Origin of the sequence: Streptomyces pacificus, from assembly GCF_011766325.1 — a bacterium.
GTDB lineage: Bacteria > Actinomycetota > Actinomycetes > Streptomycetales > Streptomycetaceae > Streptomyces > Streptomyces pacificus.
The window spans coordinates 113782-140164 of the sequence record NZ_BLLG01000009.1 but is presented as its reverse complement, the minus strand read 5'-3'; the positions used below and the strand labels follow the sequence as shown (position 1 = coordinate 140164).

Here is a 26383-nt window from a genome sequence, read left to right as displayed (position 1 = left end):
GGCGAGGGCCCCGGCCCCGCCGACACCTTCACCGCCGACACCTTCACAGACGGCAGCGGCCCCGCGGGGGACGGCCAGATCGCCCTGGACGCGGACAGCGCCGCCAAGGGCCGGTACGCGGTGACCGCATCGGCCTCTTCCTGGTGCTCGCGGCACTGGTGGGCCTGCTCGCCGCGATGTGGCCGGCCCGCAGCGCCGCGCGGCTGAACATGCTCACCGCGATCAAGACCGAGTAGCCGTACCGAGGACGCATGACGGCTGCCCGGGCCGGGCCCCGCGAAGGGTCCCGGCCCGGGTGCCTGCGGGTCCCGGCCCGGGAGGCCGCCCCGCCCCGTTCAGGGAAGGCGCGGGCCCCGGTCCGGGAGGCCGCCCCGCCCCGTTCAGGGAAGGCGCGGGCCCCGGCCCGGGAAGGTGCCGAGGGGCCGGCTCACCGCGCCCTCCTCCGGGAGGTCAGCCCGCCCCGGTCTCGGTCCAGGCGCGGGCCCTGAGCGGCAGGCCCGAGCCGCCGCCGTCCCGGCACCTCACCGCGAGGATCTGGTTGACCCCGATCCTGTTGCGCTCGAAGGACACGGCCGACGCGGCCATGTAGAGGCGCCAGATCCGGGCACGGCCCGGCGAGGAGTGCCGTACCGCCCGCTCCCGGTCGGACTCCAGGTTCGCCACCCAGGCGCGCAGCGTGAGGGCGTAGTGCTCGCGCAGCGACTCGACGTCGCGGGCCTCGAAGCCGGCCTCCTCCAGGAGGGACAGGGTCCTGCCGAGCGGCGCCAGCTCCCCGTCGGGGAAGACGTAGGCGTCGATGAAGTCGTCCACGTGGTAGGCCGCTTCGTCCTGCTCGGGACGGCGCGCGATCTGGTGGTTGAGCAGCCTCCCCCCGGGCCTCAGCAGCCCGTGGAGCACATCGGCGTACTCCCGGTAGCGGACGGACCCGACGTGCTCGGCCATGCCGATGGACGAAATCGCGTCGTACGGGCCGTCCTTGACGTCCCGGTAGTCCTGGACCCGGATCTCGATGCGGTCGGTCAGCCCCTCCTCGGCGATGCGCTTGCGGGCGTACGCGGCCTGCTCCCTCGACAGGGTGACCCCGGTGACCCGGGCGCCGTACTCCCGGGCCGCGTGCAGTGCCATCGAGCCCCAGCCGCAGCCGACGTCCAGCAGTCGGTCGCCCTCGCGCAGGGCGAGCTTGCGGCAGACCAGGTCGAGCTTGTCTCGCTGGGCGTCCGCCAGGGAGCCGCCGTCTTGCCAGTAGGCGCAGGAGTAGACCATCGAGGGCCCGAGCACCTGCTCGTAGAAGGCGTTGCCGACGTCGTAGTGGTGGCTGACCGCCCGCCGGTCGCGCGCCCTGGTGTGCAGCGGGCCGCGGCGTCCGGCGATCTCCTCGGGGGGCGGCGGCACCGGCAGCCAGCAGCGGGGCCCGGCGAGGGCGGCCAGCGCCCTGACGGCCGAGCGGAACCGCGGATCGCGAAGCGCGCGCAGCCCGGGGCCGGGTTCGGAGCGCTCCCAGATCATCCCCGCCAGCCTCCCCAGGGCCTCGTACAGGTCGCCCTCGACGTCGATCTCGCCGGCCACCCAGCCGCGGGCCAGGCCCAGTTCGCCCGGCTTCCACAGCAGCCTGCGCAGGGCTCGCCGGTGGCGGATGACGAGGACGGGGCCGTCGGCGGGACCGGACTCGCTCCCGTCCCAGGCCCGGATGCGGATCGGGGGTGGTTCCCCCAGCAGTTCCTCGGCGAGAGCGGTCAGCCGCGAAGCGGCATCGGCCATGGCGCACACCTCCGTGACGCTGTTTGACGGAAATGCCCAACACCACGTGAACGCCGGCGGCGCGCGGACGCAGTCCCCCCGTGGGCAAATGGACGGCAAAACAGACAACTTCCCCGTACACGGCGTGCCCAAAGTACGCCGAAGGGGCCGTCCGCACCACGGATGGCGGACGGCCCCTTCGGGGTACTGCGGGGGTGGGGTCAGGAGGCCTTGGCCTTCTCCGGGGCGGGACGGGCTGCCGCCGGGGCGGGCCTGGCCGCCTCGTAGAACTCCTCGCGCGGCGACTCGATCGCACCGAGCGAGACGACCTCGCGCTTGAGGAACATCGCGAGGGTCCAGTCGGCGAAGACCCGGATCTTGCGGTTCCAGGTCGGCATCGCCAGGCCGTGGTAGCTGCGGTGCATGTACCAGGCCAGCCGGCCCTTGAGCTTGATCTTGACCTTGCCCATGACGATCATCGCAACGCCCTTGTGCAGGCCGAGACCGGCGACCGCGCCCTTGTTGGCGTGGCTGTACTCCTTCTGCGGGAAGCCCCGCATACCGGAGATCACGTTGTCGCCGAGGACCTTCGCCTGGCGCAGCGCGTGCTGGGCGTTCGGCGGGCACCAGGCGTTCTCGGCGCCGGCCTTGCGGGCGGCGAGGTCCGGGACCTGGGCGTTGTCGCCCGCCGCCCAGATGTAGTCGGTGCCCTGCACCTGGAGCGTCGGCCGGGTGTCGACGTGGCCGCGCGGGCCCAGCGGCAGACCGAAGCGGGCCAGGGCCGGGTTCGGCTTGACGCCCGCGGTCCAGACGACGGTGTCGGAGTCGACCTCCAGGCCGTTCTTCAGCACCACACGGCCGTCCACGCAGGAGTCCATCGAGGTGTTGAGGTAGATCTCGATACCCCGGGACTCGAGGTGCTCCCTGCCGTAGGTGCCGAGCTTGGGCCCGACCTCGGGGAGGATCTTGTCGGCGGCGTCGACCAGGACGAAGCGCATGTCCTCGCGCTTGATGGTCTTGTAGTACCCCACCGCGTCCCTGGCCAGGTCCTCGATCTCGCCCACCGTCTCGGCGCCGGCGAAGCCGCCGCCGACGAAGACGAAGGTCAGAGCCTTGCGGCGGACCTCCTCGTCGGTGGTGGAGTCGGCCTTGTCCAGCTGCTCCAGGACGTGGTTGCGCAGGCCGATGGCCTCCTCGATGCCCTTCATGCCGATGCCCTGCTCGGCGAGGCCGGGGATCGGGAAGGTACGGGACACCGCGCCGAGCGCGACGACCAGGTAGTCGAAGGGGAGCTCGTACGCCTCGCCGACGAGCGGCGCGATTGTGGCCACCTTGCGGTCCTGGTCGATGGTGGTGACCCGGCCGGTGAGGACCTCGGCCTTGGGCAGCACGCGCCGCAGCGGCACGACGACGTGCCGGGGCGAGATGCTGCCGGCGGCTGCTTCGGGGAGGAAGGGCTGGTACGTCATGTACGACCGCGGGTCGACGACCGTGACGGTCGCCTCCCCGTACCGCATCTTCTTCAGAATGCGACGAGCTGCGTACAGGCCTACGTACCCACCGCCTACGACGAGGATCCTGGGACGCTCCGTGGTGCTCATGCCATCGAGTATCCACCCCCCTCGGAGGGGGGGCTCGTGAGCCCCTTCACAAGGATGGCGGGACCCTCTGCTACACTCCGCCGCCCACGTGAGCGAGGCCATGCCACCCCGCGGGAACGCCGTCCCGGCGGAGGACGCCGGCACGGCCCGCTGAGCTGGCCCCACGCTCCCCCCGGAAGGCGAGCAGCAGCCCGTTCCCCCCGTGCACACCGCGCTGTGGCCACCTGCCGGAGCACGGTGGAACGAGTGGAGTTGGGCATAAAAACAGGCCCGGTAGGGCCTCCGGGGGCACTTTCGACGGCCACCCGGACCCTTTTCCTTGTGAAGAACTTCACGAAGTTTCCTGCGGACGGCGCCCCGGCGGCCGGAAAACACCCCCGGCTCCGGGGCGGCAGCCACCCGGTCGCGCATCGGATCGGCGCCGGTGCACTTCCCGTCCTCGCGGGCCGGGGCGTCGCGGCCCGCGGCAGCCCCACCGCCCGCCGCGACGCCCCGGGCTCTGCCGCCGCCGTCCACGCGGAGGCCCGCCCCGGCCCCCTCCCCGGCCCGGAAGGGCGATCGTCCGGCGGGATGCCTACCGCGCGGCCTGTGACGCCCCGTCCGGCAGCGGCACCGCCTCAGCGCGCCTCGGTGGCGCAGCTGTAGGCGATGCCGTCGAGGATGTCGTGCTCCGACACGACGACCTCCGGCACTCCGGCACGGTCCATGACCGCGAGCAGCACCAGGGCACCCGCGGTGATCACGTCCACCCGCCCGGGGTGTATCACCGGGATCGCGGCCCGCTCCTCGCGGGTGGAGCGGACGAGTCGCTCGGTGATCTCCGCGACCCGGTCGCGGGAGACCCGGGAGTGGTGGATGGCCTCGGAGTCGTAGGCGTCGAGGCCCAGCGCGATCCCCGCGACGGTGGTCACCGAGCCGGCCAGGCCGATGAGCGTGCCCGCCTCGCGGATCGGCACGGTCTCCCCTGCCAGGTCGAGCGCAGCCTCGATGTCCGCCCGGACCGCGGCGATCTCCCGCGGCGCGGGGGGGTCGCCGCGCATATGACGCTCGGTCAGCCGGACGCAGCCGATATCGACCGAGCGGGCCGCCTCGACCCGCCCGCGGCCGATGACGAACTCGGTCGAACCGCCGCCGATGTCCACGACCAGCCGCTCCTCGTGACCCGGCAGTCCCCTGGTCGCACCGGTGAAGGAGAACTCGGCCTCCTGGTCGCCGCTGATCACCTCGGGCCCGACCCCGAGGATGCCGGCCACACCCCGCACGAACTCGTCGCGGTTCTCCGCGTCCCGGGACGCGGAGGTCGCCACGAAGCGGATCCTCCCCGCGCCCCCGGCGGACGGCCCCTCGACGCCGTGCTCCCTGATGATGCCGGCGTACTCCCGGCAGGCCGCGAAGGTGCGCTCCAGCGCCTCGGGGGCCAGCCGGCCCGTGCGGTCGACCCCCTGGCCGAGCCGGACGATGGTCATCCGCCGGTCCAGTTCCACGAGTCCGCCCGTGGCGGGGTCCACGTCGGCGACGAGCAGGCGGATCGAGTTCGTGCCGCAGTCCACGGCGGCGACGCGGGTCATGCGGGGCGCTCCGTTCCCGTGTGCGTGCCGCCCTCCGGTCCGCTGCCAGGGCAGTCGTCCGCGCCGCCCTCCGCGCAGTCGCCCGCTCCGGCGGCCACGCACGGGCCCCTGTCCCACCAGCGCGGAAGCATCGCGATGGCCTCGTCGCCCAGGGGGTTCACCCCGGGACCGGCCGCGAGCGAGTGGGCCACCAGGACGTGCAGGCACTTCACCCGGTCCGGCATGCCGCCGGCGCTCGGGAAGCCCTTCAGCTCCTCGATCTCGTCCCGGCGCCGGACATAGTCCTCGTGCGCCGCCCGGTACGCCGCCGCCAGGTCGGGGTCGCTCCGCAGGCGCTCGGTCATCTCCTTCATCACCCCGCTCGCCTCCAGCGTGCCGATGGCCGAGGCCGCACGCGGGCAGGTCAGGTAGTACAGCGTCGGGAAGGGGGTGCCGTCCTCCAGCCGCGGTGCCGTCTCGACCACGTCGGGACGGCCGCAGGGGCAGCGGTGGGCGATGGCCCGCAACCCGCGCGGCGGGCGGCCGAGCTGCTCCTGGAAAGCGGCGATGTCCTGCGCGGTGGGCGGGGTGGGCGCCGTGCTCGGCGGGGGCGTGTCCATGGGATGTGTGGGTCTCTTCGTCGGTTCGGTGGATGGGCTGGGGGCGTCCGGCCCGGGCGTCGCGCGCCGGCCCGCCCGACGGACGGTTCGCCGTCCGGCCGGCCTCGCGGCGCCACGGTCCGGTGGCGCCGTCCGGTGCCGCCGTCCGGTGCCGCGCCGTCCCGGCTAGCGTCGCGCGTCGGCCCGGTCGACGCCGTCCCAGACGTTCGAGTACCAGGGCCGGCCTCGGCCCTGCTCCTCGGCGCGGGGCGCCCGGTCCGCCAGCGGGTCGGCCATGATGTACCCGGTCTCGCCCGGCAGGACCATGTGCAGATGCTCCCGGGCCAGCCGCATGACGTACGCGTCGTCCTGGAGGCGGGCCTTCTCGTCGCGCAGCCGCTCGACGCGATCACCGGCCTCGGCGGCGAGCCGGCGCTGCTCGGCGATCTCGTTCCGCTGCGACACATACGCCCGCATCGGATAGGCGAGTGCGACGATCATCGAGCACACGACGAGCACGAGGAAGGCGGCCCGGCCGGTGAGCCGGGAGCGCCGGGCCTGGCGGCGGGTCTGTGAACGGTAGACGCGGGCGGCGGTCTGCTCGCCGAGCAGCCGCAGCCTGGTCGCGGTGGAGAACCGGTCCCGGGCCATCTGTGCGCCTCCCCTTCACGTGCGTACGTCCCCGCACACGGTACGGGACCGTGTGCGGGGACGTACGCAACCGGCCTTCCGCCGGGCCCGGGCGGTGCCGTCCGGGCCCGGCGGCCGGACTCAGCCCTTGAAGCGGGGGAACGCGCTGCGGCCGGCGTACACCGCGGCGTCGTCGAGGATCTCCTCGATGCGCAGCAGCTGGTTGTACTTGGCGACGCGCTCGGAACGGGCCGGCGCTCCCGTCTTGATCTGACCGCAGTTGGTGGCGACGGCCAGGTCGGCGATGGTGACGTCCTCGGTCTCGCCTGACCGGTGGGACATCATGCACTTGAAGCCGCTGCGCTGGGCGAGCTCGACGGCGTCGAGGGCCTCGGTGAGCGAGCCGATCTGGTTGACCTTGACCAGAAGCGCGTTGGCGGTGCCCTCCTCGATACCGCGGGCGAGGCGCTCGGGGTTGGTCACGAACAGGTCGTCGCCGACCAGCTGGACCTTGGCGCCGAGCCGCTCGGTGATCGTCTTCCAGCCGTCCCAGTCGTCCTCGAACAGCGGGTCCTCGATGGAGACCAGCGGATAGGCCGAGACGAGTTCCTCGTAGTACTCGGTCATCTCGGCGGCCGAGCGGGCCTTGCCCTCGAACTCGTAGGCGCCGTCCTGGTAGAACTCCGAGGCGGCGACGTCGAGCGCGAGCGCGATGTCCTTGCCGGGCGTGTAGCCGGCCTTCCTGACCGCCTCCAGGATGAGGTCGAGGGCCTCGCGGTTGGAGCCCAGGTCCGGGGCGAAGCCGCCCTCGTCGCCGAGGCCGGTGGAGAGCCCCTTCTCCTTCAGGACCTTCTTCAGCGTGTGGTACACCTCGGTGCCCCAGCGCAGGGCCTCGGAGAAGGACTCCGCCCCGACCGGGGCGATCATGAACTCCTGGATGTCCACGTTGGAGTCGGCGTGCGAGCCGCCGTTGAGGATGTTCATCATCGGAACGGGCAGCAGATGCGCGTTCGGGCCACCGAGGTAGCGGAACAGCGGCAGGTCGGACGCCTCGGAGGCGGCGTGCGCGACGGCGAGGGAGACGCCGAGGATGGCGTTGGCGCCGAGGGAGGACTTGTCCGGGGTGGCGTCGAGGTCGAACATCGCCTGGTCGATCAGGCGCTGCTCGGTCGCGTCGTAGCCGACCAGCTCGGGACCGATCTGCTCGATGACAGCCAGTACGGCCTTCTCGACACCCTTGCCCAGGTAGCGGTCCGGGTCGCCGTCGCGGAGTTCGAGGGCCTCGAAGGCGCCGGTGGACGCGCCGGACGGGACGGCGGCACGGCCGGTGCTTCCGTCGTCGAGGCCGACCTCGACCTCGACCGTGGGGTTGCCTCGGGAGTCCAGGATTTCCCGGGCTACGACGACGTCGATGGACGGCACGAGCATCTCCTTCTGGGATGTGACGCGTGAGGTGACACAAGCTGAGCCGTGTCGGTGCAGGGTCGCTTTGGCCTTGCGGCAAGAGCCTAGCCGCCCGGCGGGCGTCGGTCGGCAGATGCCCGCCCCGTGGGACGAAAAAGCAGACCCGCCCGGCAAGGCCCCCGGCCCCGCGGGCGCCTCCCGTGCCCGCGGGGCACCGGGACACCGGGACACGGGGGGCACCGGGGGCACAGGACCCGCGGGAGAGGTTCTGATGGCCGGCCAGACGGCGCGCTGCGCCGGGCCGGTGCCCGCCCGCGGTCGGCCGCGGGCGGGCACCGGCCGACCGGAACGGGCCGTCGGGTTCCGTGGCCGTCGTACGGACGCGGGCGAGCGGCCGGCCCGAGTTGCCGGCTGGGGCCGCATGTGGGCGGCCGGGGCGCGGACGCGGCCGGGGGCCCGGCGGGTCCCCGGCCTCGCTCGGCCCCGGGGGCCGGACGGGACTGACGCGCGGCCAGAGGGCCCCATGCGGCCGGAGACCCGCCCTGCCCGTCCCGTGCGGCGTCAGGCAGGGGCCGCACGGGGCGCGGGCCCGGCCTCCCGGCGCAGGACGTCAGCTCAGGTGGAGCTGCTGGCCGGGGTAGATGACGTTCGCGTCGTCCAGGATGTCCTCGTTCAGCTCGAACAGCTTCTGCCAACCGCCCTTGACCTTGCGGTCCTCGGCGATCCCGCTGAGGGTGTCGCCGGCCTTGACCGTGTACTCGCCGTCGCCCTTCTTCACCGGGGCGGCCGCGCGCTCGGAGCGGGTGGTCGGGGCCTCGGCCCGCTGCGGGGCGGGCGTGGCCGTCGACTCGGCGGCCTTGGGCGCGGCGGCCGTCGACTCGGCAGCCTTGGGCGCGGCGGACGTCGACTCGGCGGCCTTGGGCGCGGCCGCGGCCGCGCCGTCGTAAGCGGCGTTCGACAGGCCGGTGCCGCAGTGCGGCCAGGCACCCTTGCCCTGGCCCGCCAGGACCTTCTCGGCTATCTGGATCTGCTGCGCCTTGGTCGCCTTGTCGGCGGTGGAGGCGAACGCGGTTCCCCCGTAGGCCGCCCAGGTGGAGGCCGAGAACTGCAGCCCGCCGTAGTAGCCGTTGCCGGTGTTGATCGACCAGTTCCCGCCGGACTCGCACTGGGCGACGGCGTCCCACTCGGAGGCGGTGGCGGCGGACGCCGTACCCGAGGCCATCAGCGGGCCGGCGATGGCGGCGCCCGCGACACCCGCGAGCGTGACGACACGGGTGGACCGCTGGAAGACCGTCGGGCGACGGTGCTTGCCCTTTCCGGAAAGCAGCATCGAAGTTCTCCTCACCGACGCCTGCGAGGTGAGCTGTCGGGTTCGGGCCGATGTGGTGCCCGGCCGTGCGACGAGCGCACGGCTCCACCCCCAGCCGGGCGGCCCTCCTCGGGCCGGTCCGGCACTTACCTTGGGTCCCCCGCTCCTGCCTTCGGCGCTTGCGCGACGACTGTTCCCGGCGGCCGCCGGCAGGATTCGGCGTGCGGTCGACGGGGCCCGCGTTGCGAGCGGTTCAGACGGTAGGCACACGTCCCCCCGATGTTCAAAGACGTACATCGGGGAGAAAACGCCCACTTCCATTCCGGCGGCATGTCCGTTTTCGCAGGTGAGAGCCCTGATGACCGGAGTCGACCGTTCTCTGGCGCCAGTTGACCGGAAGAGACTCTTGTCTCACTGGCGCAGAACCGGACATAGCCACATGAACTACTGCGCCAACTCCCCTTCCTCAGCACCCAGATCAAGGCTTTGGCCAGGCAGGATGAGGTTCGCGTCGACGCCGACGACATCCCGGTTCGCCTCGTAGAGCGCGGGCCAGCCGCCGGGCACCCGGTGGGCGTCGGCGATCGACGAGAGACTGTCTCCGGCCCGGACGAGATAGCCCTCTCCCGCGTCGGCATCGTCTCGTGCGGATTCGTCACCCCTTGACGGATGACGTCCCTCTTCGCGCCCATCGCCGGATTCGCCCGGCGCCGCCCCTTCGGCTGCGGGGGCACCCCGGTGCTTGCCCGCGCCTCCGTCGGCGGCACCGCCGGGCGGTTGCGGACTGTCGCCGTGGCCGACGGCCCCCGAGGGCTCTCCCGAGGGCTCGGCAGGCGCGGCGGGCTCGGCGGGCCCCGAGGACCCGGACGGCGTGGCGGACGGCTCGGAGCCGGCCTCCGGCAGAGACCCGGCGTCCGGACCGGCACCGGCTGACGGCGCCCCGGCGTCCGGCTCGGGCGCGGTGGCCGCCCCGTCGCCGAACGAGGGGGCCTTCACCGGACCGCCCAGCGGGTCGGTGGCGGACGGAGTGCCGGCCGGCCCGGATTCGCTCGCGGTGAGACCGGTGATCACCCCGCAGCTCTGCCAGGCGGAGGCGCCCTGGGCTGCGAGCACCAGTTCGGCGACGGAGATCTGCTCCGCGGGACGTGCCAGGTCGGCGCGTGGGGCGTAGGCGGTGCCGCCGTACGACTCCCAGGTCTCCTGGGATATCTGGAGGCCGCCGTAGTAGCCGTTGCCGAGGTTGGCACCCCAGTCGCCGCCGCTCTCGCAGTCGGCGACCCGGTTCCAGGTGGCGGTGTCGGCGGCGGAGGCGGCACCCGCACCGAGCAGCGGGATGGCGATGGCCGATCCGGTCACCCCTGCCGCGACGATGAGGGCGGGGGCCTGGCGAGGTCGGCGGTGGCGGCCGTTCCCGGACAGCATGCGGTGTGCCTTCCGTGTGACTGCAGAACACTTCCGGCCGATCGTGGCGGTGGAAACCTCGACGGCCGGAATTCGGGGTGAACGTAGCCGCAGTCCCACCCCGGTCACAAGTCGATGCAGCGGAGATTACGTGAAAGTCACAGACATGACGAATCGTCAGTTACCGCGCGGAGTGAACTCGACCGGGAGAGTGCGCAATCCGCGCATGATGAGCCCCCCACGCCACCGCAATTCGGACGGATCCACCGCAAGCCGCACATCGGGCAGCCTTCCCAGGAGAGCCGCCAGCGCGGTCTGCCCCTCCAGCCGGGCGAGCGGCGCACCCAGGCAGTAGTGGATGCCGTGCCCGTATCCGAGGTGCGGGTTGTCCCGGCGTCCGAGATCGAGGGTGTCGGGCTCCGCGAACCGCTCCGGATCCCGGTCCGCGGCGGCGAGCACCACGAGGACGGGGTCGCCGGTGGAGATGTCCCGCCCGCCGAGGGTCAGCGGCTCGGTCGCGAAGCGCCAGGTGGCGAGCTCCACCGGCCCGTCGTAGCGCAGCAGCTCCTCGACCCCGGTGGCCAGCAGGCCTGTCTCGCCCGCGGCCAGCGAGTCCTGGAGCCGCCGCAGCTGCCCGGGATCGCGCAGCAGCGCGTACATACCGTTCCCGATCAGGTTCACCGTGGTCTCGAACCCGGCGAAGAGGAGGATGAAGGCCATGGCCGCTGCCTCGTTCCCGGTGAGGTGCTCCCCGTGGTCGGAGGCCCTGATGAGTCCCGAGATCAGGTCGTCACCGGGCGCCTCCCGCTTGCGGTGGATCAGCTCGGCCAGATAGCCGCGCATCCTCTTCACCGACCGGGCGACACCGCCGCGCGGGCCACCGCCGTGACGGATCATCATTCCGGCCCAGTCCCGGAAGTCGTCCTGGTCCTCGCGGGGGACCCCGAGCATGTCGCAGATGGCGTAGATGGGGAGCGGAAAGGCGAAATCGTGGATGAGGTCCGCGTGGCCCCGCTGAGCGAAACCGTCGATCAGCCCGTCCGTCAGCTCCTGCACCCGCGGGGCGAACTCGGCCACCCGCCGCGGGGTGAACGCCTTGGACACCAGCCGCCGCAGCCGGGTGTGGTCCGGCGGGTCGATGTTCAGCAGATGCGTCATCAGCTCCGCCTTGCGCTCCCCCGGGATCCCCGTCTTCCCCCTCGCGTGCGCGGGCTCGTCGTGGTGCGCCGGGTTCTTGCTGAGCCGCTGGTCCGCGAGCGCCTGCCGGGCGTCCGCGTACCGGGTCACCAGCCACGCCTCCACCCCGCTGGGCAGCCGGGTCCGGTGCACGGGCGCGTGCTCCCTCAGCCAGGCGTAGGCGGGGTACGGGTCGGTGGCGAACTCCCAGGTGAAGAGTTCGGGGGTGCCAGGGGTGCCAGGGGTGCCGGGGGTGCCGGGAGCGGCGGGGACGCGGGAGGGCTGGTCGTGCATGCGCCGACGTTAACCCGAGGGCGTTCGGCCACCCGTTCGGCTGACCTCTCGCCGTTCCCCGTGGGTACGCTGACCGTACCCGCGAGACTCCGCCACATGGGAGCGCTGATGAGTGCCGCAGCCGAGGGCCGGAGGGTCGACCGGGACGACCGGGAGGAGCAGTACGCCTTCCCGGTCCCGCCCCCCGGTGGGTGGACGGCGGACGACCTCGACCGGATCAAGGGTCTCCCGCCGCACACCGAGCTGATCGACGGGGGACTGTTCTTCGCGAGTCCGCAGACCGATTTCCACATGGCCGCGTTGAGGCTGCTGGAGAACGCCCTGGTGCGGCAGGCACCGGACGACCTCTATGTCGTCCGGGAGATGACCACCAAGCTGGGCGAGCGCGACCGGCCGGAGCCCGATCTCATGGTGGTTCCGTGGCGGGCCCGCACGGGGCCGGAGCAGACCTGGTACGCCCCGGACGACATCCTGCTCGCGGTCGAGATCGTCTCGGACGAGTCGGTCCAGCGCGACCGCGAACTCAAGCCCCGCAAGTACGCGGCGGCCGGCATCCGGCACTTCTGGCGGGTCGAGAAGAACGACGGCCTGCCCGTGGTCTACGTGTACGAACTCGATCCCGCGACGCACTCCTACGCCGTCACGGGCATCCACCACAACCGGCTCAAGGTCGATGTCCCCTGTCCCATCGAGATCGATCTCACCGACGTGGAGCGGCGGCGCGGTACCGGGGACTGACGCGCCTGCCCGGGACGGCACCGGCCCTGCCTCTGACGACCGGGCAGGGACCTCGGCCGCGACGGTCCCGGGCCGCGGCCTCACTCGTCCCGGTCCCGGGCCGCGGCCTCCACGGCGCGGATCGCGTCACGGTAGGCGCGGGCCGCGGCGCGGAGGGCGGCCTCCGGGTCATGGCCCTCGGCCTCCGCCCGCACGGCCATGGCGAGCAGCCGGTACCCGACGGCTCCGGCGCCGTCCTCCTCCGTGGGCGGTTCCACCTCCAGCCCGGCGGTCCGCACCCGGCCCGCCAGCTTCGCGGCGAGAGCGAGTCCCGGCTGACCCAGCGGGATGCCGTCGGTCACCGACTCACGCCGCTTCTCGACCGCCTTGGTACGCAGCCAGTGCGCCTTGACGTCCTCCGGTGTCTCGGCACGGGCGTCACCGAAGACGTGCGGGTGGCGGTGGACGAGCTTGTCGACGATGGTCCCTGCGACGTCGTCGATCGTGAACGGCTCGTCCCCCTCCGCCCCCCCGGCCTCCTGCGCGATGCGCGCGTGGAACACGACCTGGAGGAGCACATCGCCGAGTTCCTCCCGCAGTTCGTCCCGGTCCCCGTCCTCGATGGCCTCGACGAGTTCGTACGCCTCCTCGATGCCGTACTTGGCGAGGTCCTTGTGGGTCTGCCGCGAGGACCAGGGGCACTCGCGGCGGATCCGGTCCATGACCTGGACGAGATCGAGCAGCCGGGCACCCGGGAGGTCGTAGGAGCCGGGCAGCAGTTCCAGCTCCGGCATGGACACCCGGCCCGAGCCGGCGATGCGGGCCAGGCCGTCGGTGAGGACCCGGTCGCCCTCGCCGGCCGCGAGGACCACTGCGGTCCGGCCTCCCGCGCAACCGTCCAGAAGCTCCTGCGCGGTGGGCGCGGCGATCTCGACATCGACGCCCGCCTCCCTCAGATACGGCAGCTGCGGGTGCTCCGCCTCGGCGCACAGCACACGGTCGGCGGCGCGCAGGGTCCCCCATGCCGCCCAGGACAGCAGTCCGGGCGCGACACGGTGGCTGGCGGTGAGCAGGACGATACGACCGGGCTCGGCGGGCGCTTCAGCATTCACCCCCCGACCTTACGCCGGGGCGGACCGGCCGCCGCCGCCTCCCCGTGCATCGCGGGGACCGGGGTGGTGGTGCGCGCCGGCACCGCGCGGCCGTCCCGGCCGCTCGCCCGGGGATCCGGCCCGGGCGACGGCGCCGCGCCTCGGGCGGCCCGGCTACGCCCCGGCCGGGGCTCCCTGCTGCGGACCGCTGACCTGGGTGATCCACGGGGCCTTGTAGTCGCCGAGCTGGATCTCGGTGTCGTCCCAGGCGCCGTACCGCGGGTTCACGTCGATGGCGAGCCGCTTCGACGCGGCCGTCAGCGCGGCAGCGACCTTCTGCTGGCCCTCCGGGGTGCCGAGGTCCGCATCCAGCGTCCGGGCCAGCCCGGTCAGCAGCACCTCCTCGCGCACCGCCTGGTCGATCCGGTCCGGGGCGACCCCGCGCTGCTGCAGCAGCATCGCGGCGAGCTGCTCCTCCCCGCCGGACTGCCGGGCGGCGGCCGCCCGGGCGTCCTGGACCTGCTTGCGGGAGGCGGTGACGCCGTTGTCCTCGGCCGCGCGCTCCAGAACACGATCGAAGATCATTCCGTGCAGCTTGGCCCGGCTGAGCTGCCCGGTGTTCTTGATCAGCTGAGCGCCCTGGGGCGACGCCTGCTGGGCCGCCCGCACATCCCGCACCTCGGCCTGGAGCGCGGACACCTCGATACGGTCGCCTCCCACGACGGCCGCGGCGCCCGGGCGCGCCTCGTTCCCGCAGGCGGCGAGCAGGGGTACCGCCGAGAGAAGCGCGGCGGAGAGAGCGAGCGCGGTGCGACGGCGGCGGTGCAAAGGGGCCTCCCGGCGTGCGGTGGTGATCGTGACGCGGAGCGTTGGTGACGCGGTGCACAAGGACCTTGCGGTGATCGATGGTAGGCAGTCGGCGCGATGCGGGCCACCACTTCGCCGCCACCGATTCGGTCAGCAATTCGGTCAGCAATTCGGTCGCCGATTCGGTCAACGAGCCGGGGGCGCCCGGGGTACGGTGCCGTGCACCGACCCGCCGTGCGCCGATCCCGCACCGGTAGGCCTGAACGGCGGCGGCCGGGGAATCCGTAGGGCGAGAGGGGGCCGGGCTATGGGTGCGGTGAGGTCTGTGTCGTGGTGGGTCAAGGCCCCGGTCGGCGTCCTGCTGGTGGCCGCGCTGCTGCTGGCGGGGGCGCAGCTGCGAGGGCTGGCGGGGATGCCGGGGCTCGGCGCCCTGTTCGGCGAGCAGACGCGGGACCGCTCGGGGCCGGCGGTCCTGGAGTCCGTCCAGGACCTGAGTCGCTACCAGGCGGCCACGGGCAACTTCCAGGTCGTGGTGGACCTGGAGAACGACACCAGATACCTGCCGGACGCGCTGCGGGGCACCCGGGTCCTGTACGTCGGGTCGGGCAGCGTGGACGCGTATGTGGACATGGGGGCGCTCGGCGAGAAGGACGTCATCGTGAACGAGGAGCGCACCGCCGCCACGATCCGGCTCCCGCACGCCGCCCTGGACCGGCCGGCACTCGACCCCGACCGCTCCTACGCGGTCTCGAAGCAGCGCGGGCTGCTCGACCGGCTCGGCGACCTCTTCTCCGGCAACCCCAACAGCGAGCAGGCGGCCCAGAAGCTCGCGGTACGGCATATCGCCACCGCAGCGAAGGAGAGCCGCCTGACGGCGCAGGCGGAGCGGAACACGACACGGATGCTGGAGGGGCTCCTCCGCTCGCTCGGGTTCAGCAGGGTGACGGTGGTCTACGGCGCGTGAGGGCGGGGCGGCCGGACACCGGATGCCGGGCGCCGCATACGCCGGGCGCGGTTCCCGAAGGGCACCGTTCCCAAGGGTCACCGCTGACGCCGGGTGCGGTTCCCGAGGGGCACGCCGACGAGGGGCGCGCTCTGCGCAGAAGGCCGAAGACGCCGGCGGGCGCGGTGCGGGCCCGGCCCACCCGGGGAGGGGCCGGGTCGCTACCCGCTGTACCGGCGGGGTCAACGGAAGGACACCAGGGCTTCACCCGATTGGCCCCCGTTGACGGTCCCTTGAGCGGAAGACGCGGCGTAATCTCCCGCCCATGCCCTCCCTCCTGAGCAACCGGCTGGCGAAGCGCATGCTGCGTCCGGCCTTCTCGCTGGTGGAACAACGTCTGGAACGTGCGACCACCGCACTCCAGGCGGACCTCGACGCCCTCCACCACGAAGTGGCCGACCTGCGGCGGCAGAGCTACGGGCTCGGGCTGCTGCTCGACCACGCCGGACGGGACGGCCACCGGATGGCCACGGCCACCCAACTGGACACGCTGGTGCGGGAGGTGACCTCCGTGACCGGTGCGTCCTGCGAGCACGCGCGCCGCGATCTGACCGTGGCCTACCGCACGGTGGTGGCCCTCGAGGCGCTGGGCGTCGGCCGGATGGCGGGCTCGACCTCCGACATCTGCGGAAAGCTGGCCACCGTGCCGCTGCTGGCCCCGCCCAGCGAGGAGGTGCTGGAGATCGGCACCCAGCACGGGCTGTTCGCGGCCGCCCTGATGCGCATGCTCCACCGTGCGGGAGTCGAGCCGCGGCTGACGGTCGTCGACCCGCTGGCCGGCGCGCAGGTGCCGACGGGCACCGCGTCCGCCCCGGTCAGGGAGGACGTCGTACGCGCCAACCTGACCCTGTGCGGGAGCCGTTCGGGTGCCCGGGCCAGGCTCCTCCAGGGAGGCTCCGGCGACGCCGGCGTGCGCGCGAGGGTGGGCGATCGGCAGTACGGCGTGGTCGTCCTGGCCGGCGACCCCGCCATGGCGGCCGTGCTGTCGGACCTGCGGATCGCCGAGGAACTCGCCGTCGAAGGCGCCGCCATCGTCCTCGACGGACACGGCGACGACAGTCGCCCCGGCGTCGGCGAGGCCCTGGCCAAGCGCGTCGCCGACGGCTCCCGGCTGAGGATCCTGGGCGTGGTCGGGGCAACGGCGTTCCTCCGCGCCGGCTGAGGGCCTACCCCGTCCGGGTGACGACGCACCTCCTGTCAACGCGGCGGCGTACCCCCGTCCGGGTGACGACGCATCGCCCGGCCCCCACCTCGCAGTACCCCCGTCCGGGTGACGCCTCTTTCCGGGCCGCGTGACGGCGCAGCCCGCCCGGGCGGATGACAGGCCCCGGCCCCCTCGGCCAGCGCCGCGGCGGTCTCCCCCAACTGCTCCAGGCACAGCGCCGCGTCGTAGCGGAACTGCAGCGTCTGCGGGTCGCCCGGACCCGCTTCCGCGGTCCGCTCGTCCGCGAGGCGGCGCAGTTCGGGCAGGGCACGGCGGTACTGGCCGCCCTCTCCGGCCTGGTCCCGTTCTTCTGGCCGGCCGGCATCCTCGGCCTGATCGGGCTGGCCCTCGGCCTCTCCGCCAAGGGGCGCGTGAAGCGCGGCGAGGCCACGAACAAGGGAGCCGCCGTCGCCGGTTTGGTACTCGGCCCGGTCTCCCTGATCCTCTCGGTGGTCGGCGCGGTCATCACGTTCAAGGACGTGGGGGACGCCGTCGACGAGATCGGCAAGGCCACGACCGGATCCTCCGCCGCCAAGAAGCGCCGCACGCGGCCCGGCGCCGCCCCGCAGCGGACCCGTCGCACCACGCGGCCGGCCCGGTGCGGGTACGGTGCGCGCCCGGTGCGGGTACGTGACCGGCTCAGGCCGGGCACCGCACCCGGACGGAGCCCGGTCTGAGGCTCCGTCAGCCGCCGCACTGCCGCAGCATCATCCGCTTGTCCGCCGCCGTCACCGGCAGTTCGTACTTGAGCGCCACCTGGGCGAAGCGGACCGCGTACGCGCACCGTATCCGGCGGTCGGGGGGAAGCCAGGAGGCCGGACCCGAGTCCCCCTTGGCCGAGTTGGCCCGGCCCTCGACGGGCAGGAGGTTGAGCACGTCGTTGGCGAACTGCCGGCGCTTGCTCTCCGGCCAGCGGGACGAGCCCATCTGCCAGCTGTACGACAGCGGCACCACATGGTCGATCTGCACCTCGGCCGCGTCCTGCTTGCGCCACTCGATGGTCTTCCCCGTGTACGGGTCATACAGGGTCATGGAAACGACCACGCAGTCGGAGCCGGAGCGGAACCGGACATCCCGACCATGCAGTCTCAGCACGTCGTTCCGCGTGTCACAGCCATTGCGGGCCAGGGGTACACCGTCCGCCGTGTCCATCCACGCGTAGCCGAACTCGTCGCGGTCGTAACCCGTCCTGGGGCCCCGGCCCTTGACCGTCAGCTCCGCCACGACCTCGCGTGCCGCGGCTCGCTCCGCGTCCGCCGTCAGGGGCGCGAGACCCGGTTTCGTCCCGTCCGGGTTGTCGAGCGGAGCAGCCGCGCGCGCCGCCGGCGGGCCGGGGGCCGATTCCGCTCCCCCGGAAGCACCCGAACCGGGGACGCAGCCCACGAGAACGGCGGCGGACAGGACGACGGCGGACAGCGCCGGGCGTGTCTTGCGCAGGGAGTCGGGCACACCGGGATCCTAAGGGTCCGCAGCGGGCTGCGGGGCCCCGCGCGAGATCACGAGGGAGGGCCGGGGCTTCGCGGGGGCTGGAGGAGATACGCGCGAGACCCGCCATTCGCAGACAGAGCCATCGGCCGCTTCGTCGAGTACACCACCGACAGCCTCCGCATCCCACCAGACCCCTTCGACAACCGACGTGCCCTGCCCGAGCCCCGACCCCACGGAGAGCGGGCGTGGGTGCCGCCGGCCCGGGGCAGACAGGCCCGCCGCGGGCCGGCAGGGGACGGGTACACAACCGTTTGACGACACCGCGGGAACGGCTCGCAGCCCGGTACCACCAGGACCGGACCCCGCTGGCGCATCGCCCGGCACCGCTGACCGGCAAAGCCGCCGCCGCGCGGGGTGGGACTACCGCCCCGCCGGATCGGCGGCCGGAATGTCCCCGAAGAAGCCGTCGATACGTTCGATCCGGCCGGAGGTGTCAACGGTCGTGACATCCATGCCGTCCACCGTGACCCGGCCGTCGATGCGCACCTCCCACCGGTAGCGGTACCGCCGGTTGTGCCCGTCGACCCCGCTGACCCGGTCGTACGTGGCACCGGGCATCTTCGCGCGCGCGTCGCGGATCATGTTCTCGAGCTGGTCGAGCCCGACGGTGGTGTTCGCCGGATCGACGAAGAGAACGTCCTCGCTCGCGGCGAGGTCCAGATGGCCGCGAATACGGTCGAGGTCCTGCTCGTTCCAGGCCGCCAGGTAGTGGGTGAAAGCCTCCGGTGCAGCCGTGCCCATGTGCACTCCTCACTTTACAGACTGCTTGTCGGTAATACCGGCCTGGATGTTAATTACCGACAAGCAGTCTGTAAAGTGGGAGCATGGCGACTCAGGAGGAGCGGAAGCGGGCCACACGGCGCAAGATCATGGATGCGGCGGGGGACCTGTTCGCCCACCGCGGTATCGAAGCCACGACCACGGAGGCGCTCCTGAGTGCGGCCGGTGTCAGCAGGGGCGCGATGTACCACCACTTCGACTCCCGCGAGGACCTGGTCGCGGCCGTGTACGAGGAGGAGGCCGCAGCCGCGATCGCCCGCGCCGCAGCCAGGGAGCCGGGAGGCTTGTCCGCTCGGGAGCGGCTGCTCGCCGGTTGCCTGGCCTGGCTGGACGAGGTGAGCCGGCCCGGGGTCGCCCGCATCCTGATCGAGGACGGCCCAGCCGCGCTGGGGTGGCGGCGCTGTCGGCGGATCGAGGAGCAGTACAGCCTCGGGCGGCTCACGGCCGCATTGCGGTGGGCAGTCGACACCGGGGAGATCCGTGTCGCCTCGGTCGAGCTCACCGCGCGTCTGATGAACGCGGTGCTGGCAGAGGCAGCGCTCATCGTGATCGCCGTGAACGATCAGGCAGAGGTCCGCGCGGATGTCGAGGCCACACTGCGCGCCCTGCTCTCGGGCCTCGCGTCTCCATCGAAGACGTGAGCATCGCGTTCCCGGCACGTCCTGACGCCGATCCGCCGCAGCCCGACTCCACCCCGGGAGATGTCACTCCCCATCAGCATGGGGCAGGCCGCTGCGGAGGGGACGGCCTTCCCCCCGGAGCGGACCGGGGGCGGTTCGGGGGGCCGGGCGGAGGCCTGCCCCGGTGCGCCCCGACCCCGTCCAGCCGGCACCGGCGAGCGGAACCCGCCGACGGCCGGAGGGGACCCGGGACGCCTCCGCCCGCCGCCTACCGCGCCGGGGCGGCGAGCCCGGGGCCCGGCGGACGGACCATGAGGATCAGCCGGTGGCCGCTGTCCTCGTCCTGCCGGCGTTCCCGTTCCGTGAAGCCCATGCGCTCGTAGAAGCCGCGAGCCCTCGCATTGGCCTCGAACACCTCGAGCCGCAACCCGCCGCCGCGGAGCGCCGCGGCATGCCGCACCAGCTCGCGCCCCACACCGCGCCCCTGCGCCCGGGGGTCGACGAACAGGCCGCCGATCTCGTCCTCGAGCAGGCCCAGCAGGGCGACCACCTCTCCGTCGACCTCCGCGACCCAGTTCTCGGCGACGCGAAGATAGACCTCCCTGAGCTTGCGGGCGCGTTCTCCCTCGCCCTCGCCCTCGATGAACGGATGCGCGAGCTTCGAGGCACGCGACCACAGATCCACGACCACGGCCTCGTCGGACGCCTCATAGCGCCTGATGCGGGTTTTCGTCTCCACCCCATGGACGCTAGGCAGACGCCCCGCTCCCCATCAAGTGGTTTTGGCCGAGTCGCTCACCGCGAGCGGCGATACGGAGCGTCAGCCGACGCAGCCCCGCACGGATTCGGTCGGCCTGCAGTTGTTCGGGGTGTTGAACACGACCTGGGAACCGAGGAGCCGGACGGTCCCCGACCTCCGGAAGATGCCGCCGCCGTCGATGGCACGGGTACCGCTGACGACGGTCCGGTCCAGCGTGGACATGCCGCCCGCGTGGTACAGGCCGCCGCCCAGCGCCGTGCCGTCGCTCGCGGTGACGCGGTTGTCCACGATCCTCGACCGGGTGGTCGCCAGCGTCCCGCCCTCCGGGTTGTCCAGACCGCCGCCCCGGGCCACCCCCTCGGCCGCGTCGACGACATTGGCGGCGACCGAGCTGCGCAGCAGCTTCAGCTCGCTCTTCGGACCCAGCCGGATGCCCCCGCCGCGCGCCGTGCCGCCCCGTGCCGTCACGGTGTTGCCGCTGACGTGCGTGTTGTCGACGGTCATCAGTGCGGAGTTGGTGATGCCGCCTCCCTGAGCCGTACCGTCCGGGGCGTCGGCGACGTTGCCGCGGACGAAGCTGCCGGTGACGGTCATCCGGGCGGTCGGGCCGGGTGCGCTGTTGCTGAGCGCGGCGCGGGCGAACCCGCCGGGCGCATACGCACGGTTGTTCCTGACCACGGAGTTCTTGACCGTGCTCTGCGCCATCGCGGCCAGACCGGAGCCGAACGCGAAGCTTCCGGTGCCCTGCCTCACCCAGGCCAGATTGTTGATCACCTGGGCGCCCTCGACGGTCAGCGGCCCGTCGTTCGCGATACCGCCGCCCGCCGCCGCACCGTCCCGCTCTTCACCGGTGTAGGCGACGGTGTTGCCGCTGACGACCGAGCTGCGGACGGTCGCGTTGCCCGGGTTGTCGATACCGGCGCCCTGCGCGTAGAGCTCCGACTCCGCCCGGTTGCCGGTCACCCGGCTGCGGGTCAGGAACATCCGGCCCAGGTTGGCGATCCCCCCGCCGCAGACCATGCCGGGCACGTCCGGGTAGGCCGGGCAGTCGGTCGCGCTGCCGCCGCTGATCGTGGTGCCGTGCAGCGTCAGCCGCCCCGTCCCGGCCACGAGCAGGATGCGGAATCTCGGCGCGGTCGCGACGCGGGTGATCGTCGCGCCCTGGCCCTGGATGGTCATGGTGCCGGTGACCGCCGGAAGCCCGTTGACGGGGTGGAAGGGGTTGGCCCCGGCCACGAGCCGGTAGGTGCAGCCCGGCGCCAGCCGCAGGGTCTGCGGGGCGGCCGTGCCGTTCGCCGTGCGGATCGCGCTGACGAGGTGGGGGACCGAGCACGGTACGTCGACGACGCCCGGGGCAGCGGGCGGCTTCGCCGGCGTGGCGGGCGCGGCCGGGACGGCGGGCTTCGCGGGCGCTGCGGGCTTGGCCGGGGCGGCGGGCTTGGCCGGGGCGGCGGGTGCCGCGGGGCCCGGCGGCTTCGAGCCCGGGGCCGCACCTGCGGACGCGGCGGGCGCGGGCGCGGCGGCCGGCGGCGCCTGCGGCGGAGCGCCCGGGGGAGGAGGAGCCTGCGGCCCAGGGGCGGGGGAAGGCGGTGAGGCGGCGCCCGGACCGGGGGCGGCCGGGGCGGCCGGCGCGGCCCCCACGGCGGGCGGGGCCGGGGCAGGCGGCGCGGCCGTGGCCGCAGGGGCCGCGGACGCGGGGGGCGGCGGCGACGGGGCGGCCCCCACGGCGGTGGCGGGGACCGAGACCAGCGCTCCCGTCACCAGGCCGATGACGGCCGGAACATGCTGACGAGACATCAGGGACTCCTCCATGCTGGGGCGGTACGGCCGGCGCCGCGGGCGAAGCCCTGGCGAGCCAAGCCGAACACGTCCCGTTCCCGCCGTCGCCCCGGCCTGGTCCGTCCGGGCGAGCCGTGCCCCGTACGGACCACGGCGCCGGCGCCACGAGGGTCCCCGCCGACCCGGGCCGCTTGCCGCCGCACCCCCGACGGCCGTTCCCGACACGAATTCTGACGGGGCGTCGCCCCGACGGTCCGGAGGCGTCATCGGAAGCGGCGCCGCCGGCAAGGGGCGCCGCCGGCAAGGGGCACCGCCGGCAAGGGGCACCGCCGGCAAGGGCCTCGCCGGGCTCACCCGGACGGGCGCATCGCGGCCCACGCCCCACGCCCCGCGGCCCCGGCCCCCACGCCCCGGGCCCGCACGCAGCACCGCGACGGCGCGGCGGTATCAGGACGCCGCGGCGGTATCAGGGCGCCACGACACCGCGACGCACCCGTACGCCGCCCGGCGAGGACCGCCACCCCCGCCGCACCACCCGCGAGGACCGGTCCCGGGGACCCGGAGCGGACGCGGCCCTGCGGCAGGGCCCGCCCGAGCCGCGCTACGAACCGAGGACCGAGGTCAGGAACTCGCCCGTCCATGCGAGCAGTTCCCGCCCGACCACCGGCTTGCCGCCGATCCTGCCCGCCGTCGGCCGGGGTACCAGCACCTGCTGCACCGCCGGCTTGACCACCGTCCGCGGGTACAGCCGCTTCAGCCGCAGCTCCTGCGACTCGCGCAGCTCCACCGGCGCGAAGCGGATGTTCGGGCCCTGGAGGACGATCTCGCCGACCCCGCAGGCCCGGGCGAGCATCCGCAGTCCGGCGACCAGCAGCAGGTTCTCCACCGGTTCGGGCAGCTTGCCGTAGCGGTCGGCGAGTTCCTCGCGCACCGCCTTGACGTCGTCCTCGGAGTTCGCTGCGGCGATGGCCCGGTACGCCTGGAGGCGCAGCCGCTCACCCGGCGCGTAGTCGTGCGGTACATGCGCGTCGACCGGCAGTTCGATCTTGACCTCCAGCGGCGGCTCCTCCTGCGCGCCGCCCTCCAGCGAGGCCCGGTAGTCGGCGACCGCCTCGCCCACCATGCGGACGTACAGGTCGAAGCCGACGCCGGCGATATGGCCGGACTGCTCGCCGCCCAGGAGGTTGCCCGCGCCGCGGATCTCCAGGTCCTTCATCGCCACGTACATGCCCGCGCCCATCTCGGTGTGCTGGGCGATCGTCGCCAGCCGCTCGTGCGCGGTCTCGGTCATCGGCTTCTCCGGCGGGTACAGGAAGTACGCGTAGCCGCGCTCCCGGCCGCGGCCGACCCGGCCGCGCAGCTGGTGCAGCTGGGACAGGCCGAAGTTGTCGCCGCGCTCGACGATGAGGGTGTTGGCGTTGGAGATGTCGATGCCGGACTCGACGATCGTGGTGGAGACGAGCACGTCGAACTTCTTCTCCCAGAAGTCGACGACGACCTGCTCCAGCGCGCTCTCGCCCATCTGGCCGTGGGCGGTCGCGATCCGCGCCTCCGGGACGATCTCCCGCAGCCGCGCCGCCGCCCGGTCGATCGACTCGACCCGGTTGTGGATGTAGAACACCTGCCCCTCGCGGAGCAGTTCACGGCGGACGGCCGCACCGATCTGCTTCTGCTCGTAGGGGCCGACGAAGGTCAGCACCGGGTGGCGCTCCTCCGGCGGGGTGGTGATCGTCGACATCTCGCGGATGCCGGTGACCGCCATCTCCAGCGTCCGGGGGATCGGCGTCGCGGACATCGTCAGCACGTCGACGTTGGCGCGGAGCTTCTTCAGCTGCTCCTTGTGCTCGACGCCGAAGCGCTGCTCCTCGTCCACGATGACCAGGCCCAGGTCCTTGAACCTGGTCTCGGACGAGAACAGCCGGTGCGTGCCGATGACGATGTCGACGGAGCCGTCCCGCAGCCCCTCCAGGGTCGCCTTCGCCTCGGCGTCGGACTGGAAGCGGGACAGCGCCCGGGTGACGACCGGGAACTGGGAGTACCGCTCGGAGAACGTCCCGAAGTGCTGCTGCACCAGCAGCGTCGTCGGGACGAGCACCGCCACCTGCTTGCCGTCCTGGACGGCCTTGAAGGCGGCCCGTACCGCGATCTCCGTCTTGCCGTAGCCGACGTCGCCGCAGATCAGCCGGTCCATCGGAACCGACTTCTCCATGTCCTCCTTGACCTCGGCGATGGTGGTCAGCTGGTCGGGCGTCTCGGCGTAGGGGAAGGCGTCCTCCAGCTCCCGCTGCCAGGGCGTGTCCGGGCCGAAGGTGTGTCCCGGCGCCGCCATCCGGGCGCTGTAGAGCTTGATCAGGTCGGCGGCGATCTCCTTGACCGCCTTCTTCGCACGCGCCTTCGTCTTCGTCCAGTCCGCCCCGCCGAGCCGGTGCAGCGTGGGCGCCTCACCGCCGACGTACTTGGTGACCTGCTCCAGCTGGTCGGTGGGGATGTAGAGGCGGTCGCCGGGCTGGCCGCGCTTGGCGGGGGCGTACTCGACGAGGAGGTACTCGCGGGTGGCGCCCTGGACGGTGCGCTGCACCATCTCCAGATAGCGGCCGACGCCGTGCTGCTCGTGGACGATGTAGTCACCCGCCTCCAGGGTGAGCGGGTCGATCTGCTTGCGGCGGCGCGTCGGCATCCGCGCGCCGTCCCGGCCCGCGGCCTTCTGCCCGGACAGGTCGGTCTCCGTCAGCACCGCGAGCCGCAGCCCCGGGTCGATCAGGCCGTAGTCGATCGAGCCGCAGGCGACATGGACGACGGACGGGGAGATCTCGCCGAGGTCCGCGTCCAGGCGGGCCGCGATGCCCTCGCCGGCGAGTACCTCGGCGGTGCGGGACGCCGTGCCGTGGCCCTCGGTCACGAACACCGTGCGCCAGCCGTCGGCGAGCCAGCCCTTGGTGTCGGCGAGCGCGCGGGCGGTGTCCCCCCGGTAGGTCTCCGGGGCGTGCATCCCGAGGGTCAGGGTGTCGCCGCCCGGCTCCTCGTCCGCCGCGAACGGCGACACGGACCACCACATCATGCCCAGCTCGCGCGCCCGGTCCCGGACGTCGGCGATCCCCCGCAGCGAGGCCGCGCCGAGGTCGATCGGCGCCTGGCCGCCGCCGGCCGAGGCGGCCCACGACGCCTGCAGGAACTCCTGCGAGGTGGCCACGAGGTCGGCGGCCCGGGTACGGACCCGCTCGGGGTCGCACACCACGGCCATCGAGCCCGCCGGCATGACGTCGAGCAGCAGCTCCATGTCGTCCACGAGGACGGGGGCCAGGGACTCCATGCCCTCGACGGCGATCCCCTCGGCGATCTTCCCCAGCAGTTCGCCCAGCTCCGGGTGCTCCTCGGCGAGGGCCGCTGCCCGCTGCCGGACCTCGCCGGTCAGCAGCAGTTCACGGCACGGCGGCGCCCACAGCCCGTGTTCGGCGACCTCGAGCGAACGCTGGTCGGCGACCTTGAAGTAGCGGATCTCCTCGACGTCGTCGCCCCAGAACTCGATCCGGAGGGGATGCTCCTCGGTCGGCGGGAACACGTCGAGGATGCCGCCGCGCACGGCGAACTCGCCGCGCTTCTCGACCAGCTCAACCCGTGAGTACGCCGCGGCCGCGAGTCCCGCGACGACGTCCTGGAGATCGGCGGTCCACCCGGTGCGCAGGGCCACAGGCTCCAGGTCCCCGAGGCCCTTGACCTGGGGTTGGAGCACCGACCGGACGGGAGCGACGACGACGCGGACGGGCCCGGTGGCCGGGTCGTCCGCGCTGGGGTGCGCGAGCCGGCGCAGCACCGCGAGCCGCCGGCCGACGGTGTCGGAGCGGGGGGAGAGCCGTTCGTGCGGCAGCGTCTCCCAGGAGGGGTAGTCGACGACCGTGTCCGGGTCGAGCAGCGACCGCAGCGCGGCGGCCAGGTCCTCGGCCTCGCGGCCGGTCGCGGTCACGGCAAGCACGGGCCGGGCGGCCTCACGGGCCAGGCCCGCCACGACGAAGGGCCGGGCGGCCGGCGGTCCGACCAGATCGACGTGGTGCCGGTGACCGTCGCCCGCGGCTTTCACCGCTTCGACGAGGGCGGGGTCCTTGACGACGGCGTCGAGCAGACCGTGCAGGCTCATGAAGGGTTATCCGTCCGGGGTCCGTAAGAGGGTGGGCAACGAGAGCGGCCCGACCCGTCTGGGTTTCCCTGTGTTCCAGGGCCGGGCCGGGACTGTCCAGGGTACGCCCGCCCGAAATCCGGTGGGACGGGTTGACCGGGGCCGGGGCCGGGGCCTGGGCCGAGGCCGGGGCGGAGGGGCGCGGGCCCGGCCGGGACGGCGACGCCCGACCGTGGGAACGGCCCGGCAGCACGCCGTACGCCGGGCCCGGCCGCGGCGCCGCCCGACCGCCGGCCGCCCACCGCCGCCGGCCGCCGGCCTCTCG

Annotated in this window: 21 protein-coding genes, 1 pseudogene and 1 riboswitch; of the genes and pseudogenes, 5 read left to right on the top strand and 17 right to left on the bottom strand. The window is 73.3% G+C overall.

From position 1 onward, the window contains the following. Window positions 1–450 precede the first annotated feature (450 nt). From SCWH03_RS16820 to SCWH03_RS16780, 9 genes are all read right to left on the bottom strand, one after another. Window positions 451–1758 carry a class I SAM-dependent methyltransferase gene (locus SCWH03_RS16820; protein WP_173265069.1) on the bottom strand — a complete coding sequence of 436 codons (1308 nt, stop codon included), beginning with the start codon at window positions 1756–1758 and terminating at the stop codon, window positions 451–453. Window positions 1759–1958: 200 nt separating this feature from the next. Then, complete coding sequence (locus tag SCWH03_RS16815) at window positions 1959–3338, bottom strand: NAD(P)/FAD-dependent oxidoreductase (protein ID WP_173265068.1); 1380 nt, start codon at window positions 3336–3338, stop codon at window positions 1959–1961. Window positions 3339–3955: 617 nt separating this feature from the next. Beyond that, window positions 3956–4906 carry a Ppx/GppA phosphatase family protein gene (locus SCWH03_RS16810; protein ID WP_173265067.1) on the bottom strand — a complete coding sequence of 317 codons (951 nt, stop codon included), beginning with the start codon at window positions 4904–4906 and terminating at the stop codon, window positions 3956–3958. Then, window positions 4903–5505, bottom strand: a complete 603-nt coding sequence (locus SCWH03_RS16805) for a DUF501 domain-containing protein (RefSeq protein WP_173265066.1) — start codon at window positions 5503–5505, stop codon at window positions 4903–4905. Before SCWH03_RS16805 ends, SCWH03_RS16810 begins: the two co-directional genes overlap by 4 nt. Window positions 5506–5670: 165 nt before the next feature. After that, window positions 5671–6135 carry an FtsB family cell division protein gene (locus SCWH03_RS16800; protein ID WP_173265065.1) on the bottom strand — a complete coding sequence of 155 codons (465 nt, stop codon included), beginning with the start codon at window positions 6133–6135 and terminating at the stop codon, window positions 5671–5673. Between the two features lie 120 nt (window positions 6136–6255). Further along, the gene (gene eno / locus SCWH03_RS16795; RefSeq protein WP_173265064.1) at window positions 6256–7536 is read right to left on the bottom strand and encodes a phosphopyruvate hydratase; all 1281 of its coding nucleotides are present in this window, start codon (window positions 7534–7536) and stop codon (window positions 6256–6258) included. 592 nt (window positions 7537–8128) lie between these two features. Then, on the bottom strand, window positions 8129–8848 hold the full coding sequence (locus SCWH03_RS16790; RefSeq protein WP_173265063.1) for a LysM peptidoglycan-binding domain-containing protein: 720 nt from the start codon (window positions 8846–8848) through the stop codon (window positions 8129–8131). A 3-nt stretch (window positions 8849–8851) separates the two neighbouring features. Beyond that, window positions 8852–9015: riboswitch (cyclic di-AMP (ydaO/yuaA leader) on the bottom strand. 256 nt (window positions 9016–9271) lie between these two features. Continuing rightward, window positions 9272–10249, bottom strand: coding sequence for a LysM peptidoglycan-binding domain-containing protein (locus SCWH03_RS16785; RefSeq protein ID WP_173265062.1), 978 nt, complete (start codon window positions 10247–10249; stop codon window positions 9272–9274). A gap of 156 nt (window positions 10250–10405) precedes the next feature. Further along, the gene (locus SCWH03_RS16780) at window positions 10406–11698 is read right to left on the bottom strand and encodes a cytochrome P450 family protein (protein ID WP_173265061.1); all 1293 of its coding nucleotides are present in this window, start codon (window positions 11696–11698) and stop codon (window positions 10406–10408) included. A gap of 108 nt (window positions 11699–11806) precedes the next feature. Here SCWH03_RS16780 and SCWH03_RS16775 point away from each other — a divergent pair, with 108 nt between their 5' ends. Continuing rightward, on the top strand, window positions 11807–12436 hold the full coding sequence (locus SCWH03_RS16775; protein ID WP_254076802.1) for a Uma2 family endonuclease: 630 nt from the start codon (window positions 11807–11809) through the stop codon (window positions 12434–12436). An 80-nt stretch (window positions 12437–12516) separates the two neighbouring features. Here the strand turns inward: SCWH03_RS16775 and SCWH03_RS16770 are convergent, their stop codons facing one another. Together SCWH03_RS16770 and SCWH03_RS16765 are read right to left on the bottom strand one after the other, a co-directional pair. Then, window positions 12517–13527 (bottom strand): nucleoside triphosphate pyrophosphohydrolase, encoded by a 1011-nt coding sequence (locus SCWH03_RS16770; RefSeq protein WP_173265059.1) that lies wholly within the window; start codon window positions 13525–13527, stop codon window positions 12517–12519. A gap of 153 nt (window positions 13528–13680) precedes the next feature. Continuing rightward, window positions 13681–14334: a SurA N-terminal domain-containing protein gene (locus tag SCWH03_RS16765; RefSeq protein ID WP_173265058.1), complete on the bottom strand. Its 654-nt coding sequence runs from the start codon at window positions 14332–14334 to the stop codon at window positions 13681–13683. A gap of 286 nt (window positions 14335–14620) precedes the next feature. Between SCWH03_RS16765 and SCWH03_RS16760 the strand changes: the two genes are divergently transcribed. Both SCWH03_RS16760 and SCWH03_RS16755 read left to right on the top strand, forming a co-directional pair. Further along, complete coding sequence (locus SCWH03_RS16760) at window positions 14621–15277, top strand: DUF4230 domain-containing protein (protein ID WP_371872691.1); 657 nt, start codon at window positions 14621–14623, stop codon at window positions 15275–15277. Window positions 15278–15581: 304 nt separating this feature from the next. Beyond that, on the top strand, window positions 15582–16478 hold the full coding sequence (locus tag SCWH03_RS16755; protein ID WP_173265056.1) for a class I SAM-dependent methyltransferase: 897 nt from the start codon (window positions 15582–15584) through the stop codon (window positions 16476–16478). A 173-nt stretch (window positions 16479–16651) separates the two neighbouring features. Here the strand turns inward: SCWH03_RS16755 and SCWH03_RS29125 are convergent. Further along, window positions 16652–16807, bottom strand: a pseudogene (locus SCWH03_RS29125) (serine/threonine protein kinase); the annotation flags it as partial. On the opposite strand from SCWH03_RS29125, the gene SCWH03_RS29120 reads away from it, so the two are divergent. Further along, complete coding sequence (locus SCWH03_RS29120; protein ID WP_371872697.1) at window positions 16799–17197, top strand: DUF4190 domain-containing protein; 399 nt, start codon at window positions 16799–16801, stop codon at window positions 17195–17197. The pseudogene SCWH03_RS29125 and the gene SCWH03_RS29120 sit on opposite strands and share 9 nt — an antisense overlap. A gap of 7 nt (window positions 17198–17204) precedes the next feature. Here the strand turns inward: SCWH03_RS29120 and SCWH03_RS16745 are convergent, their stop codons facing one another. Next, the gene (locus SCWH03_RS16745) at window positions 17205–17969 is read right to left on the bottom strand and encodes an HNH endonuclease family protein (protein WP_173265055.1); all 765 of its coding nucleotides are present in this window, start codon (window positions 17967–17969) and stop codon (window positions 17205–17207) included. A 399-nt stretch (window positions 17970–18368) separates the two neighbouring features. After that, on the bottom strand, window positions 18369–18749 hold the full coding sequence (locus SCWH03_RS16740) for a nuclear transport factor 2 family protein (protein WP_173265054.1): 381 nt from the start codon (window positions 18747–18749) through the stop codon (window positions 18369–18371). An 83-nt stretch (window positions 18750–18832) separates the two neighbouring features. On the opposite strand from SCWH03_RS16740, the gene SCWH03_RS16735 reads away from it, so the two are divergent. Further along, the gene (locus SCWH03_RS16735; protein WP_173265053.1) at window positions 18833–19429 is read left to right on the top strand and encodes a TetR/AcrR family transcriptional regulator; all 597 of its coding nucleotides are present in this window, start codon (window positions 18833–18835) and stop codon (window positions 19427–19429) included. Between the two features lie 247 nt (window positions 19430–19676). Here the strand turns inward: SCWH03_RS16735 and SCWH03_RS16730 are convergent, their stop codons facing one another. From SCWH03_RS16730 to mfd, 3 genes are all read right to left on the bottom strand, one after another. After that, window positions 19677–20147, bottom strand: coding sequence for a GNAT family N-acetyltransferase (locus SCWH03_RS16730; protein WP_173265052.1), 471 nt, complete (start codon window positions 20145–20147; stop codon window positions 19677–19679). A gap of 81 nt (window positions 20148–20228) precedes the next feature. After that, window positions 20229–21965: a hypothetical protein gene (locus SCWH03_RS16725; RefSeq protein ID WP_173265051.1), complete on the bottom strand. Its 1737-nt coding sequence runs from the start codon at window positions 21963–21965 to the stop codon at window positions 20229–20231. Window positions 21966–22548: 583 nt separating this feature from the next. After that, a complete protein-coding gene (gene mfd, locus SCWH03_RS16720) occupies window positions 22549–26079 on the bottom strand; it encodes a transcription-repair coupling factor (RefSeq protein ID WP_173265050.1) in 3531 nt (1176 codons plus the stop codon). Window positions 26080–26383: the final 304 nt, after the last annotated feature.

Bases quoted from the DNA above. Each gene is read 5' to 3' on its own strand.
- SCWH03_RS16820 (WP_173265069.1), bottom strand. From the start codon at position 1,758: ATGGCCGATGCCGCTTCGCGGCTGACCGCTCTCGCCGAGGAACTGCTG.
- SCWH03_RS16815 (WP_173265068.1), bottom strand. From the start codon at position 3,338: ATGAGCACCACGGAGCGTCCCAGGATCCTCGTCGTAGGCGGTGGGTAC.
- SCWH03_RS16810 (WP_173265067.1), bottom strand. From the start codon at position 4,906: ATGACCCGCGTCGCCGCCGTGGACTGCGGCACGAACTCGATCCGCCTG.
- SCWH03_RS16805 (WP_173265066.1), bottom strand. From the start codon at position 5,505: ATGGACACGCCCCCGCCGAGCACGGCGCCCACCCCGCCCACCGCGCAG.
- SCWH03_RS16800 (WP_173265065.1), bottom strand. From the start codon at position 6,135: ATGGCCCGGGACCGGTTCTCCACCGCGACCAGGCTGCGGCTGCTCGGC.
- SCWH03_RS16790 (WP_173265063.1), bottom strand. From the start codon at position 8,848: ATGCTGCTTTCCGGAAAGGGCAAGCACCGTCGCCCGACGGTCTTCCAG.
- SCWH03_RS16785 (WP_173265062.1), bottom strand. From the start codon at position 10,249: ATGCTGTCCGGGAACGGCCGCCACCGCCGACCTCGCCAGGCCCCCGCC.
- SCWH03_RS16780 (WP_173265061.1), bottom strand. From the start codon at position 11,698: ATGCACGACCAGCCCTCCCGCGTCCCCGCCGCTCCCGGCACCCCCGGC.
- SCWH03_RS16775 (WP_254076802.1), top strand. From the start codon at position 11,807: ATGAGTGCCGCAGCCGAGGGCCGGAGGGTCGACCGGGACGACCGGGAG.
- SCWH03_RS16760 (WP_371872691.1), top strand. From the start codon at position 14,621: ATGGGTGCGGTGAGGTCTGTGTCGTGGTGGGTCAAGGCCCCGGTCGGC.
- SCWH03_RS16755 (WP_173265056.1), top strand. From the start codon at position 15,582: ATGCCCTCCCTCCTGAGCAACCGGCTGGCGAAGCGCATGCTGCGTCCG.
- SCWH03_RS16740 (WP_173265054.1), bottom strand. From the start codon at position 18,749: ATGGGCACGGCTGCACCGGAGGCTTTCACCCACTACCTGGCGGCCTGG.
- SCWH03_RS16735 (WP_173265053.1), top strand. From the start codon at position 18,833: ATGGCGACTCAGGAGGAGCGGAAGCGGGCCACACGGCGCAAGATCATG.
- SCWH03_RS16725 (WP_173265051.1), bottom strand. From the start codon at position 21,965: ATGTCTCGTCAGCATGTTCCGGCCGTCATCGGCCTGGTGACGGGAGCG.
- mfd (WP_173265050.1), bottom strand. From the start codon at position 26,079: ATGAGCCTGCACGGTCTGCTCGACGCCGTCGTCAAGGACCCCGCCCTC.